11 protein-coding genes are annotated in these 12,969 nt (G+C 48.7%); 3 read left to right on the top strand and 8 right to left on the bottom strand.

Going from position 1 to position 12,969, the window contains the following annotated elements; translation table 11 throughout:
* The first annotated feature begins 3 nt into the window (after positions 1-3).
* Complete coding sequence (locus tag H1A11_RS14535) at positions 4-774, top strand: prolyl oligopeptidase family serine peptidase (protein ID WP_005834487.1); 771 nt, start codon at positions 4-6, stop codon at positions 772-774.
* The gene (locus H1A11_RS14530) at positions 771-1,772 is read left to right on the top strand and encodes a metallophosphoesterase (protein WP_005834489.1); all 1,002 of its coding nucleotides are present in this window, start codon (positions 771-773) and stop codon (positions 1,770-1,772) included. The genes H1A11_RS14535 and H1A11_RS14530 overlap by 4 nt, the downstream gene beginning before the upstream one ends.
* 6 nt (positions 1,773-1,778) lie before the next feature.
* Here the strand turns inward: H1A11_RS14530 and H1A11_RS14525 are convergent, their stop codons facing one another.
* From H1A11_RS14525 to rpoN, 6 genes are all read right to left on the bottom strand, one after another.
* Positions 1,779-2,693 carry a glutaminase gene (locus H1A11_RS14525; RefSeq protein ID WP_005834492.1) on the bottom strand — a complete coding sequence of 305 codons (915 nt, stop codon included), beginning with the start codon at positions 2,691-2,693 and terminating at the stop codon, positions 1,779-1,781.
* A gap of 12 nt (positions 2,694-2,705) precedes the next feature.
* Positions 2,706-4,571: a 4-hydroxy-3-methylbut-2-en-1-yl diphosphate synthase gene (locus H1A11_RS14520; protein ID WP_117964677.1), complete on the bottom strand. Its 1,866-nt coding sequence runs from the start codon at positions 4,569-4,571 to the stop codon at positions 2,706-2,708.
* A 91-nt stretch (positions 4,572-4,662) separates the two neighbouring features.
* Positions 4,663-5,172 (bottom strand): 5-(carboxyamino)imidazole ribonucleotide mutase, encoded by a 510-nt coding sequence (purE, locus tag H1A11_RS14515; protein ID WP_008662630.1) that lies wholly within the window; start codon positions 5,170-5,172, stop codon positions 4,663-4,665.
* A 102-nt stretch (positions 5,173-5,274) separates the two neighbouring features.
* Positions 5,275-5,655 carry a glycine cleavage system protein GcvH gene (gene gcvH, locus H1A11_RS14510; RefSeq protein ID WP_117600283.1) on the bottom strand — a complete coding sequence of 127 codons (381 nt, stop codon included), beginning with the start codon at positions 5,653-5,655 and terminating at the stop codon, positions 5,275-5,277.
* Between the two features lie 68 nt (positions 5,656-5,723).
* Positions 5,724-6,386, bottom strand: a complete 663-nt coding sequence (locus H1A11_RS14505; RefSeq protein ID WP_117600180.1) for a hypothetical protein — start codon at positions 6,384-6,386, stop codon at positions 5,724-5,726.
* Between the two features lie 93 nt (positions 6,387-6,479).
* Positions 6,480-7,970: an RNA polymerase factor sigma-54 gene (gene rpoN, locus H1A11_RS14500; RefSeq protein WP_117600181.1), complete on the bottom strand. Its 1,491-nt coding sequence runs from the start codon at positions 7,968-7,970 to the stop codon at positions 6,480-6,482.
* Positions 7,971-8,275: 305 nt separating this feature from the next.
* Here rpoN and H1A11_RS14495 point away from each other — a divergent pair, with 305 nt between their 5' ends.
* Positions 8,276-9,649, top strand: a complete 1,374-nt coding sequence (locus tag H1A11_RS14495) for an aminopeptidase P family protein (protein ID WP_117600183.1) — start codon at positions 8,276-8,278, stop codon at positions 9,647-9,649.
* Positions 9,650-9,732: 83 nt separating this feature from the next.
* Here the strand turns inward: H1A11_RS14495 and H1A11_RS14490 are convergent, their stop codons facing one another.
* Together H1A11_RS14490 and H1A11_RS14485 are read right to left on the bottom strand one after the other, a co-directional pair.
* On the bottom strand, positions 9,733-11,238 hold the full coding sequence (locus tag H1A11_RS14490; RefSeq protein WP_117600184.1) for a HAMP domain-containing sensor histidine kinase: 1,506 nt from the start codon (positions 11,236-11,238) through the stop codon (positions 9,733-9,735).
* A 42-nt stretch (positions 11,239-11,280) separates the two neighbouring features.
* Complete coding sequence (locus H1A11_RS14485) at positions 11,281-12,954, bottom strand: nucleoside kinase (RefSeq protein ID WP_005834505.1); 1,674 nt, start codon at positions 12,952-12,954, stop codon at positions 11,281-11,283.
* Positions 12,955-12,969: the final 15 nt, after the last annotated feature.

The raw sequence follows: 12,969 nt of genomic DNA, 5'->3' as shown, positions 1-12,969 counted from the left end.
AAGATGAAACGTATAATCGGCATCCTTTGTGGATTATTCTTTTTCTTGTTTTCGTTTGCACAAGAAACCTTTCAAAAGGAAACTTATATCTCTTCCCGTGGAGATACATTGTTGTATCGTTTGTTGCGTCCAGAGGTGATGAAACCTGATGAAAAGTATCCTTTGGTGCTTTTCCTGCATGGTGCCGGAGAGCGTGGCAATGATAATGAGAAACAATTGGTTCATGGTGGGCAGATGTGGCTTAATCCTGTAAACCGCGAAAAGTATCCGGCGTTTATTTTGGCTCCGCAGTGTCCTGAAACCGGATATTGGGCATATACGGAGCGCCCTTCATCTTTTGCTCCGGCAGATATGCCGTTGGAAGTGCCTGTTTCTCCTATTTTCCGTACGTTGAAAGAGTTGTTGGATTTCTATCTGGCCATGCCGCAGATAGACAAAGACCGTATCTATGTTATGGGACTTTCTATGGGAGGAATGGGTACATTTGACATGGCTGTCCGCTATCCGGAGATTTTTGCGGCAGCAATACCTATTTGTGGAACAGTGAATCCGGCACGGTTGAAGGCTGGCAAATCGGTCAAGTTCCGTATTTTTCATGGAGATGCGGATAATGTAGTAACTCCTGAAGGATCGCGTGCAGCATATCGGGCCTTGAAAGCTATTGGTGCCGATGTGGAATATATTGAATTTCCTGGTTGTAATCATGGTAGTTGGAATCCGGCTTTCAACTATCCTGATTTTATGGAGTGGCTGTTTAATCAGAAGAAAAAATGATGAGAATATTGTCTGTTATCGGAGCGCTCTTTTTAGGGGGCGCTTTTTTAACTTCTTGCACCACTTCCGGTCGGGTAAGTACTTTTGTGGTATTGCCGGATACGCAGACTTATCTGGAGCAATGTCCGGAGGTCTTCGATTCGCAAGTGGACTGGTTGGTTGCCAACCGTAAGAAAATAGATGCCGTGTTCCAAGTGGGAGATTTGACACAAGATAATTCTCCGGTGGAATGGGCATATATGCAGAAAGCTTTTCATCGTGTCAGCCAAGCAGGAATACCTTATTCTGTCGTATGGGGAAATCACGATATTGGCAGTAAACCCGGTAAGTTTTCGGACATACATAACACTGCAATGGCCAACAAGTATTTTCCTCTTTCCGGCTATAAGCGGAAGAGCTATTGGGGAGGTAGTGCAGATGGAAAGACATTGGATAACTATTTCATAAATTTCAGGTCGGGCGATACCGATTGGCTGGTCTTGAATCTGGAATTCGGGCCTTCTGATGAGGCTCTGCAATGGGCCGATTCCATAGTGGGTATTCATCCGGATAAGCTTGTCATATTGAATACACACGCCTATTTGTATTGTGACAGTACGTTGCATGACGGGAAAGACTGGTGGCGCCCTCAAGGATATGGCATCGGCAAAGAGTCTGGGCGCACAGTGAACGATGGTGCTGGAATCTGGGAGAAATTGCTTCTCAAACATCGCAATGTGATAGCTGTCTTTTGTGGGCATGTCTTGAAAAGCGGAGTCGGCACGCTGGTCTCTATAGGGAAAGAGGGAAATAAAGTGTATCAGATGCTGGCAAACTATCAGCGTGGTGTGGAAGGTAGTAGATTGGGAGGTGAAGGCTACTTACGTATTGTAACTTTTAACCGGAAGACAAGGGAGATAGATGTGAAAACCTATTCTACTTGGAATAAAGCCTACCACCCCTCCGAACATCATAACTTTAAGTTCAAAGAGGTGGACTTTGATAAATATCTACGCTGAAATTTTTCAGAAAATAGATTCCTGTGTCTGTGTGGTCAGCAGTTCCAAAGCCTTGATGCCCATAACGGAATTCCCTTTCTGGTTCAGTCTTGGGCTCCATACTGCGACTGAATAACGCAGTGGATAAACTGCAGCTATGCCGCCTCCTACACCACTTTTTCCAGGAAGGCCTACTAGATAAGAGAACTCTCCGGCTTCGTCATAAAAACCACATGTTTGCATGATGGCATTGATCCTTTTTACCTGAGAGGAGGTCAGAGTGATGTTTTCGAACGCAAAGGCTTGTTTATGGTTGGCGAAAGGTAAAAATGCCTTAGACAAATCATAACAGCTCATCTCTATGGAGCATTGCAGGAAATAGAAGCGGAGTACGCGTTCTATGTCATTGTTTATGTTATGATGATATTTCAACAGATTGGTAATTGCCGCATTCAGGTAGCCGTTTTCGCGTTCGGATAGGGCTACTTCTTCATTATAATCAATCTGGTTGTTTCTGCTGAGTGAACGGACAAAACGGATATATTCCTCTTTTGGATGCTTTAAATGGCTCAATAGAATGTCGGTCATCACAATGGCGCCGGCATTGATAAATGGATTTCGGGGAATACCTTTTTCTACCTCTAGTTGCACTAGCGAGTTGAAAGCAGTGCCCGAGGGTTCTTTACCCACTCTTTTCCATAGATTGTCTCCTTCAAGGCTTAGGCACATGGCAAGGGAAAATACTTTCGAAATACTTTGTATGGAGAAGCCGGTAGTAGCTTCTCCATGCATGAAGGTTTCGCCTTGTATGGTGTGAATGCACATTCCGAACTGGTCCGGATTGATTTTGGCGAGTGCCGGAATGTAATCAGCTTGCTTGCCAATAGTGGCATAAGGCTCTATTTCTTGATGAATACCTTTCAGTATTTTCTGATAATCCATATTATAGTTCTTTTATTTCTCTATATAGTCGCCATTGTCCCTAATGAGTTCTATCAGCTTTTCCACCGCCTCTTCTTCGGGAATGTTCTTTTCGATGCACTCCTTCTTCTTGTAGAGGCTGATTTTGCCTCGTCCGGCGCCTACATAGCCATAATCAGCATCGGCCATTTCTCCGGGACCGTTGACAATGCATCCCATGATTCCTATCTTGAGTCCTTTCAGATGGCCGGTGGCTGCCTTGATACGGGCAATGGTACTTTCCAGGTCGTAGAGGGTGCGTCCGCAGCCGGGACAAGAGATGTATTCGGTCTTGCTGGTACGTACACGTCCGGCTTGCAGGATACCGAAAGCAGTGGCATCCACTACTTTGCCGCTTATGGTTTCTCCTTGGTTGAAGAGAAGGATACCGTCGCACAGACCGTCGAAGATAAGTGCTCCCATGTCTGCAGCCGCTTTGATTTGCAGATTTTCCAGTTCGCTTTCTGCGTAGTGTTCAAAGAATACTACCGGGTTTTTCAGGTCTTCCTTCATCATTTGGTGTACCAGGGCGCGTTGTTCTCCCAATCGGTTGGGGTGATTGCTTTGTGAAACTAATACGACTTCCGGATGATACTTCAGGCAGGCGATGGCTTCGTCATTCAGCCCCATGTACGTGATGAAGAGGAATTTCAAAGAAGCGCCGCAGCTGCTTAGGAAAGGAAGCTGGTCTCCTTTGAAGGCGGGCCAGGCATTGTCCGGTTCCGTTCCGCCGTTACTGTGCTCCATCCAGACATCGGCATCGATGATGCATTGCATGCCTTCCGGAAGTTGCCGGGGGATGGAGCGCCCCGTATAGATATAGTCCGGCATGAATTGCGGGTTGAAGTCCATATCTCCGTCCAGGCGTGCAGCGATGACCACAGGCAGATTGTCTCCACCGATATGGTGTACGGCACCGGTCTTGCGGCGGGTGGGAGAGAGATAATTGAATTCCGGTACATCTGCTCCGGGGATGTAGGGGTGGTCGTGTCGTTGTACAATGTAATCCACCAGTTTGCGGGCTACGGGGATTTCTGCCTCCGGAGCTTCACTCAGGGAAACCCGGATAGTGTCACCCAAACCATCTGCCAGCAGGGCACCGATGCCCAGGGCTGACTTGATGCGCCCGTCTTCTCCGTCTCCGGCTTCCGTTACACCGAGATGCAGCGGGAATCGCATGCCTTCTTGTTCCATTACGGCTGCCAGCAAGCGCACTGTCTTTACCATGACCACTGTATTGGACGCCTTGATGGAAATGACTACATCCGTGAAATTCTCTTGCACGCAGATGCGCAGAAACTCCATACAAGATTCCACCATGCCTTCCGGTGTATCGCCATAGCGCGACATGATGCGGTCGGATAATGAACCGTGGTTCACGCCGATGCGGATGGCAGTATGGTTCTCCTTGCAGATATTAAGGAAGGGGACAAAGCGGTCGTGTATCTTCTGCAACTCCTGGGCATACTCTTCATCGGTATACTCCAAATGTTTGAAAGTACGTGCTGCATCCACATAGTTTCCCGGATTGATGCGTACTTTTTCTACATACTGTGCTGCCACGTCCGCTACCTTCGGGTTGAAGTGAATGTCGGCCACAAGCGGCACCATATATCCGTCCTGGCGTAGGCCTATGTTGATATTCATCAGGTTTTCAGCCTCTTTGATGCCTTGGGCCGTGAGGCGTACATACTCTCCTCCGGCGTCGACAATACGTTTGGCTTGCGCCACACTGGCTTCTGTGTCCTGCGTAGCGGTGTTCGTCATACTTTGTATGCGGATAGGATTGGAGCCGCCCATAGGGGTGGCTCCAATGTTTACTTCTGATGTTTCCCGTCGGGAATAGTTGAATAAATCCACGGTAATAAGTGATTAGCGTTTAGTGATAAATGATTAGTGATAAGGGATCAGTGACTACATATCATCTTACTAATCCCTTATCCCTAATCCCTCAATTAGTCTTGTATTCGTACTTCACCTCCTTCAAGTCCTCATTTGCCTTAACTATTTTCTTTTTCAGCCCTTCTTTATAGGCGGCGAATGTTTCAGCCAATGAGGAATCGCTCAGTGCCAGCATCTGTACGGCAAGGATGGCAGCGTTCATGGCACCATTAATGGCAACGGTGGCTACCGGTATGCCCGGAGGCATCTGGATGATAGAGTAGAGGGCGTCTACGCCATCGAGTACAGACCCTTTTACGGGAACCCCGATTACCGGCAGTGTGGTATTGGCAGCAATGACGCCGGGCAGTGCGGCAGCCATACCGGCAGCGGCAATAATCACTTTAATGCCGCGTTGGCGGGCATTCTTGGCAAATTCCTCCACTGCTTCCGGTGTGCGGTGAGCAGAGAGAGCGTTCATTTCGAACGGTACATGCAGGTCATTGAGCAATTGCGCGGCCTTCTCCATAACGGGGAGGTCGGAAGTGCTGCCCATGATGATGCTAACGATTGGAGACATGAATCTTTAAATTATTAAAGGGTTAATTTTATAAGGGTTAGGGATTAACGATTAGGGGTTAGGGACTGCGCTATCATTCCGTCCGGTGCTAATCCTTTCATTTCATTCGTTTATCAGCGCTTTGTAGGCTTCGGCATCCAGCAGGCTGTCGAAGTCGGCATCAGCGGCGGGTTTGATTTTGATGAGCCAGCCTTCGCCGTACGGGTCCTGGTTTACCAGTTCCGGTTGGTCAGCAAGCGCTTCGTTCTGTTCCAGAATTTCTCCGCTTACGGGCAGGAAGAGGTCTGAAATGGTTTTTACTACTTCAATGGTGCCGAACACTTCGTTGGCGGCCAACGTTTCACCTTCGGTTGGGATGTCGACAAACACAATGTCGCCCAGTTGCTCTTGTGCGTAATCGGTAATACCTACATAGGCTACATCACCTTCCAGGCGAATCCATTCGTGTTCTTTGGTGTACTTTACATTAGTCGGGAAATTCATGATCATTAGTTTTTAAGGGTTGATACTATGTAAATTAAAAGTTGAAAATTAAAAATTAAACAAGGCTCTTAAAAAAGGAAGATTCGGAACAATATGTTGCTCAGCGGGTGGAGTACCAGCAGCGAGCAGACAAGCCCTACGGCAAAGCCTCCCATAACTTCGCCCAGGGTGTGGTGTCGTAGGATGATGCGGGCGGTGCCCAGCACGCCAGCCACCAGTATAAAGAGGCATAGCCACCATACGGGATTGTAGCTGAACAAGGCACTGAAAGCTACCAGTCCGCCAATTACGGCTCCGGCGCCTGCCATGTGTTCGCTCAGTTTCCATTTTAAGTTGACAATGACGCAGATTATCATCACTACCAGGGCGGAGAGTATGATACCGGTCATGTACCACGGGATATTGAGCCGGTGCATCATGAGCAGGCAGAATACATAAGAAGTGATGGTCAGAATAAAGGGAATGTATCTCCTTTTTCGTTCCACCAGTTCTTCCGGACTGAAACCGTTGATTTTGCGGAAGATGAAGATAGTCAGTGTAGGCATCAGGATGGTGAAGCAATACACCACACCCAATACTATCAACTTGTACTGCAACGGCATGATGCGCAGGTACGAGAATATAAACAGAACCAGAAATGCCAGGAAAGGGATGGAGAACGGTGTGAATACCGCCGAAATCACTTTCGCTGTTCTGATTAAAGTTTTATCTGCTATAATATGCTCTTCCACAACCTAATTTTATTTACGATTTGACTATTTACAATTTACTATTTGAATGCACTAATCTTTAAACCTTAATCCCTAATCGCTCATCCTTTTCTCTCATCTTCTCAGTCTTGCCACGGGGATATTCATCTGTTGGCGATACTTTGCCACCGTGCGGCGGGCTATGGGATAGCCTTTCTCCTTCAGCAGCTCGGTCAGTTCGTCATCGGTCAGAGGCTTTTTCTTGTCCTCGTTGTCAATGCACTCTTTGAGTATCTTGCGTATTTCGCGTACAGACATCTCTTCGCCGTCTTCGGTTGTGTAGCCGTCGTTGAAGAAGAATTTCAGCGGGTAGATGCCGTAGTTGGTCTGTACATACTTGCTGTTGCTCACACGGGAGATGGTCGAGATGTCCAACCCGGTGCGTTCGGCAACATCTTTCAGAATCATGGGGCGGAGCAATGACTCGTCTCCTTCGAGGAAGAAAGGACGTTGCAGGTCTATGATGGCCTGCATGGTAGTCATCAGCGTATTCTGGCGTTGCTTCACAGCGTCGATGAAACCTTGTGCGGCATCCATTTTTTGTTTGAGGAACATCATGGTTTCGCGGGATTCCTTAGACTGGTTGGCCCGGTTCTTGGTGTGTTCTTCCACCATCTCGGTGAAGTCGCGGCTCATGCGCAGTTCCGGCACGTTGCGGTTGTTCAGTGTCAGGTTGATGGTGCCGTCGTCATAAGTGTCTACCAGGAAGTCGGGCACAATCTGCTGCATGTTCTTGCCGATGGCTTCGCCGAGCGAGGCACCGGGGCGGGGATTCAGCTTGCAGATTTCCTTAACGGCTTGTTGCAGGGTATCTTCGCTGATACCTAATTTCTGCATAATCTTGTCCCAATGCTTGCGGGTGAACTCTTCGTAGCACTGGGTAAGAATATCTTCTTCTATATAGTATTGTGGAGGCGAGGGCATGGGCCGTTGCGCTTCCTTACGTCGAATCTGGATGAGCAGGCACTCTTGTAGGGTGCGGGCGCCCAGACCGGCGGGGTCGAAGTCTTGTATAATCTTCAATACTTCTTCCAGCTCTTCGGGAGAAGCGTCGATACCGGCGTAGATGGCGAGTTCGTCGCTGATACTGTCCAGCGATTTGCGCAGCAGGCCATCGTCGTCCAGCGAGCCGATGAGATATTCGGCCAGTTCGCGCTGGTGCGGAGTCAAGTCCTGCTCGCCGAGCTGCTGGCGCAAGGTTTCATAGAAGGAGGTGGCGTCGGAGAAAGGAATTTCTTCTGCCTGCTCCCCTTTGCTGCGGTTGTTCTCCTGCAGCTTGTAGTCGGGGATATCGTCTTCGTTCAGATAATCGCTTAAAGAATCATAGCTGGTGTCTCCACCATCTTCTGAGCCGGTTTCCGCATCGGGTGTGTCGGGGTATTCGTCGCTGGGAGTATCCTCCTTACCCTCTTCCAGTGCCGGATTTTCCAGAAGTTCGGCACGTACGCGGTCCTCTAGTTCCACGGCGGGAAGTTCCAGCAGCTTTACCACCAGAATTTGTTGCGGCGACAGCGTTTGTATCTGCTGTTGCGCTTGGGTCTGTACTTGTCGGGAGCCTTGTGCCATATTTTTATAAATTATTCTATGCACTCATTGTGCATCTTCTTTCAGATATTTACCGCAAAAATAGTGAATAGTTCGATAACACGAAACCTCTCTGATGATATTTAACAAGAAAAGAGAAAACAAGCTTTTGCCAATAGCTTGGCAAACTTTTGCCATGCCTATGGCAAGACTTTGCCAAAGGCTTGAAAAACGTTGGCAAAATAGTCTTCTGATTATGAACTATATAGATTAATCTCCTTTTTGTATTATCTTCTTTCAAAGATTATCTATATCTTTGTCCTATAACTACTAAAACAAGGAATGTTATGTTTGCTAAAGAAACGTATGTGCAGCGCAGGGCCCAGCTGAAAAAAACGATAGGCTCCGGAGTGTTACTGTTTTTGGGTAACGATGAACAAGGTTTGAACTATGAGGACAATACTTTCCGTTACCGCCAGGATTCCACTTTTCTCTACTATTTTGGCTTGTCATTTGCCGGGCTGTCAGCTCTCATCGACATAGATGAAGATAAAGAAATCATTTTTGGCGATGAGCTGACCATCGACCATATTGTCTGGATGGGTACCCAGCCCACCCTTCACGAAAAGGCTTCTGCTGTGGGAATTTCCGAAACCCGTCCTTTTGCCGACATCGTCGGTTATCTGCACAAGGCTGTACAGAAGGGACAGACCATCCATTATTTGCCCCCTTATCGTGCCGAGCATAAGTTGAAACTGATGGACTGGCTGGGTGTTCCTCCGGCACGTCAGGAAGGGTCTGTACCGTTTATCCGTGCGGTGGTGGCACAGCGCAACTACAAGTCGGCAGAAGAAATAGCGGAAATAGAAAAGGCATGCGACGTGACTGCTGACATGCACATCACCGCAATGAAGGTGCTTCGTCCGGGCATGTACGAATACGAGGTTGTGGCCGAAATGAACCGTATCGCCGAGATGAACAACTGCGAGCTGTCTTTTGCCACGATTGCTACTATCAACGGGCAGACTTTGCACAACCACTATCATGGAAATAAAGTAAAGCCGGGTGACCTCTTCCTGATTGATGCCGGCGCCGAGCTTCCTTCGGGTTACTGTGGCGACATGTCGTCCACCGTGCCTGCGGACAAAGCTTTTACTCCACGCCAGCGTGCCGTTTACGAAATCCAGAACGCCATGCACTTAGAGTCTGTCAAAGCCCTCCGTCCGGGCATTCCTTATATGAAGGTGTACGAGCTTTCCGCCCAAGTGATGGTGGAAGGGCTGAAAGAGCTGGGCTTGATGAAGGGCAATGCTGAAGATGCCGTACGCGAAGGGGCGCATGCTTTGTTCTATCCCCACGGACTGGGACACATGATGGGCCTGGACGTGCACGATATGGAGAACCTGGGTGAGCTTTGGGTAGGCTATGACGGCCAGCCCAAGAGTACGCAGTTCGGTCGCAAGAGCCAGCGCCTTGCTATCCCTCTGGAACCGGGCTTTGTGCATACGGTTGAGCCGGGCATTTATTTCATTCCCGAGTTGATTGATTTGTGGAGAGGAGAGAAGAAGTTTATGGACTTCATTGACTATGATAAGGTGGAAGAATACCGTAATTTCGGTGGCATCCGCAATGAGGAGGATTATCTGATTACCGAAACGGGAGCGCACCGTTTGGGTAAGAAAATTCCGCTGACGCCGGAAGAGGTGGAGGCATTACGTTGACAACCACATTTTTAATATATACAGAAAGCCGTTTGTCCCGGTAATGCCGGTGACAAGCGGCTTTCAAATACAATATGTATGGTTTATGCGTGTAGTTCCAGAACGAACCGTGCTCCCTTGTTGTAGCTGCTGTCCAGTGTCAGGCTGCCGTTCATCTTGGTGGCAATCAGTGAGCAGATGGGTAGTCCCAGACCGTCGCCTTGCGTCAAGTCCTTTACTTCGGTGAAAGGCTTGAAGATGTTTTCGCGTTGCTCCTCGGGGATACCGCAACCGGTGTCGCTGATGATGAACTGGTGGGTGTGCGCACCGCGTTTCTTGAAGTCCAGCCATATTTTCCCTCCGGCAGGGGTGTGCTCGGCGGCGTTTTCCAACAAATGCAACAAGACGCGTTCCAGTTGCTCAGGGTTGATTTTCACATTCAGTTTTGGAGCGTTCACGGTCAAGGTGACATCCTCTTGTGTCATCCCTTTGATTTTGTCCATGATGCCTTCACAGAAAGTGGAGATATTCTTTTCCTGCATTTCGTAGGGTTCGGACAAGGTAGTTTCCAACTCGGACAGTTCCTGGATATGGTTGGAGAATGCATGCAGGGCTTTTATGCCCGGCAGTGAGGCGTCGAGCGTGTCCAGTGTCGGTTCCATCTGGGCGGAAATGTTCTGGATGAATTTGGTTTTCAGTTCATTGTGCTCATTGGCAATGCTGATGGCCTTCTTCTGTTTACGGGTGAGGATGATGAAACGCAGCAATACGATGGCGCCGAATACCAGTGCGGCGGCAAGGATGGCGGCGAGTATGCAAAGCCCGATGATGATGTACTGCTTGGCGCTCAGGGAATCGTCCTTCTCCTGGATAGTAGCCAGGCTTTCATCGTATTTCTTCTTTAGGGCGTTCAGTTCCTCTTGGGAGGTAAGCGCTTTTACAGAGTCGGCCCAAATGATATACTTGTCGTATGTGCGTGCCACCAGTCCGGCATTGTTTGCCTTGCGGGCAATGCTGATGAGAGTCTTGTAGTATTCGTCTACTTTGGCGTAGTTCTTTTGTTCCTTATATTGCCCTATCAGGCGGTTGCTAGCCACATCACCTTGTGTGGTCATACCGAAGGTGTAGTAATAATTGGCTTGTGTATAAAGCAGGTCGTTACTCAGAGAGTCGTTGTGAGAAGCTTTGGCGGTCTCTTCCAGTTTGGCCAGCTGTTCCTTGGCGCGTGTGGGATTCTTCAAGTTGATATACATTTGTAGGCGCTCCTTGTTGATGCGGAAGCGCAGGTTGGGCATGGCCTTTCCTGTTTTCTGTTCGCCGGTTGCCACTACTTGCTCGGCACCGCGCAACAGCTCAAAAGCTTCTTTATAGTAATTTTCCCGGTGGTAGAGGGCGCTGGCATTGACGCCGCATTCCACTGCCTGGGCATATTTGTCTTGCGTGGCAAAGGCATTGTAGGCTTGCAAAAAAAGATAGCGGGCTTTGATGTATTCCCTTTTCGTAAGATTTTCTTGCGCTTGTTTCATCAATTCGTCCGCGCGGTTTTGCGCATGGAGTTGAGTAAAGATGCAGAAAGTCGCTAAGAGAAGTATCGAAATAATTTTTTTCATATGTACGTTTGTTTTATTTACTCACAAAGTTAGAATAAAAACTTAGTATTTGAAGCTACTGCCTCCTAAAAATTCTCTCAATAAGGATGTCGGTGGAATTTCTTTGTCCTGCACGGGGGTGAAATATTTGATGAATTTCAGCAACCGGTAGGCTTCTGCGTATTCCGGACAGTTCCGTGGAACACTGGTAAGGATGGGCTCTGCGTGGCAGCGGAGCACGGCGAATTCGAACAAGAGGGCGGAGTTGAACATAACGTCGGCATTTTCCTGGTAGGGGAATATCCATTTGTCCTCGCCGGCACGTACACTGGGCCAGCGTGAAATGGTCTCTTGTGCCGAGTAGCCGCGGTAGTTGAAGTCGCGGATGATGCGGCGCAGCAGGCGGTTGTCCGTGGTGGGAATCCAGTTGTGGTCGTCCAGCGAGATGGTGGTCAGGGCGGATACATAAATCTTGTATTTGCTGGCGGCGGGAATCTGTGGTGTCAGTTCAGGGTTCAGGGCATGAATTCCTTCCAGGATGAGGATGGTATGCTCGTCGATGCGTAGTTTGTCGCCCTTGTACTCTTTCTTCCCGAGGTTGAAGTTGAAACGGGGCAGCTCCACTTCTTCGCCACGGAGCAATGCCTGCAGCTGGGTGTTGAAGAGTTCGAGGTCGAGGGCATAGAGTGATTCGTAGTCGTAGTTTCCGTTTTCGTCGCGTGGGGTGTCTTCACGGTCTACGAAGTAGTTGTCCAGCGAGATGGGATAGGGACGCAGGCCGTTGGTCATCAACTGCACGCTGAGCCGCTTGCTGAAAGTCGTCTTTCCGGAGGACGATGGACCGGAGATGAGTACGAGCTTCACCCGGTTTCCGTTTTCGCCGCGGTGGTAGATGTCGTCAGCTATTTGGGCTATCTTTTTCTCCTGCAGGGCTTCGGCTACGTTGATGAGGTCGGTGGCATGGCCTGTCTCGCAAGCCAGGTTGAAGTCGCCCACGTTACTCAGCCCCATGATGTAGTTCCAGCGCAGGTGTTCCTTGAATACGTCGAGCATCTTCTCCTGTTTCACCACTTCTTCCAGTACATTCGGGTTCTCCTTGTTGGGGATACGCAGCAGCAGGCCGTCGTAATACTTCACGATGTCGAACAGCCAGATGAACCCGGTACTGGGCAGCAGGTTGCCGTAGTAGTAGTCTACGGTATCGCCCAATGTGTAATAATAGGTATATAGCGAGCCGGAGGTTTCCAGCAGCTTAACCTTGTCGTTCATGCCCCGTTCGCTAAAGATACGCACAGCCTCGGTGGTGTGGCATTCTACACGATGGTAGGGGATGTTTTCGGCGATGATTTCCTGCATCCGTTTCTTGATGGCGGTCACATCTTCCAGCTCTATGGAACGGCCGATGCGCAAGTTACAGAAGTAACCTTTGGATACCGGATGCTCTACGAACAGTTTTCCTTCCGGAAACAGCTCGCTGACAGCTTTGTAAAGAATGAAGCAGAGGGAACGGACATAGGTGCGCATGCCTGAGGAGTCACGTATGTCGAGAAACTCTACATCCTTATTGTTGTATACACGGAAATTCAGTCCTTCGGAACGGTTGTTGACTTTTGCACTGACTACCTGATAGGGGAAATTTAGATTAAAACCGTAATAAATATCCAAAAGTGAGCTCCCTATAGGGAATTCTTTAGAAATATTATTATTTTTGCAACAAATTTGTAACATGTGTTTCATGATGTCTCGTTTTTA

Origin of the sequence: Bacteroides sp. CACC 737 (assembly GCF_013874375.1) — a bacterium.
GTDB classification, from domain to species: domain Bacteria; phylum Bacteroidota; class Bacteroidia; order Bacteroidales; family Bacteroidaceae; genus Bacteroides; species Bacteroides uniformis.
Note: the sequence above shows the minus strand (reverse complement) of the source record. Positions and strands in the feature narration are given on the sequence as shown.

Excerpts from the sequence above, each read along its gene's own strand:
- H1A11_RS14530 (WP_005834489.1), top strand. The coding sequence starts at position 771 with ATGATGAGAATATTGTCTGTTATCGGAGCGCTCTTTTTAGGGGGCGCT.
- H1A11_RS14485 (WP_005834505.1), bottom strand. The coding sequence starts at position 12,954 with ATGAAACACATGTTACAAATTTGTTGCAAAAATAATAATATTTCTAAA.
- gcvH (WP_117600283.1), bottom strand. The coding sequence starts at position 5,655 with ATGAATTTCCCGACTAATGTAAAGTACACCAAAGAACACGAATGGATT.
- H1A11_RS14525 (WP_005834492.1), bottom strand. The coding sequence starts at position 2,693 with ATGGATTATCAGAAAATACTGAAAGGTATTCATCAAGAAATAGAGCCT.
- H1A11_RS14535 (WP_005834487.1), top strand. The coding sequence starts at position 4 with ATGAAACGTATAATCGGCATCCTTTGTGGATTATTCTTTTTCTTGTTT.
- H1A11_RS14490 (WP_117600184.1), bottom strand. The coding sequence starts at position 11,238 with ATGAAAAAAATTATTTCGATACTTCTCTTAGCGACTTTCTGCATCTTT.
- purE (WP_008662630.1), bottom strand. The coding sequence starts at position 5,172 with ATGTCTCCAATCGTTAGCATCATCATGGGCAGCACTTCCGACCTCCCC.
- H1A11_RS14495 (WP_117600183.1), top strand. The coding sequence starts at position 8,276 with ATGTTTGCTAAAGAAACGTATGTGCAGCGCAGGGCCCAGCTGAAAAAA.
- rpoN (WP_117600181.1), bottom strand. The coding sequence starts at position 7,970 with ATGGCACAAGGCTCCCGACAAGTACAGACCCAAGCGCAACAGCAGATA.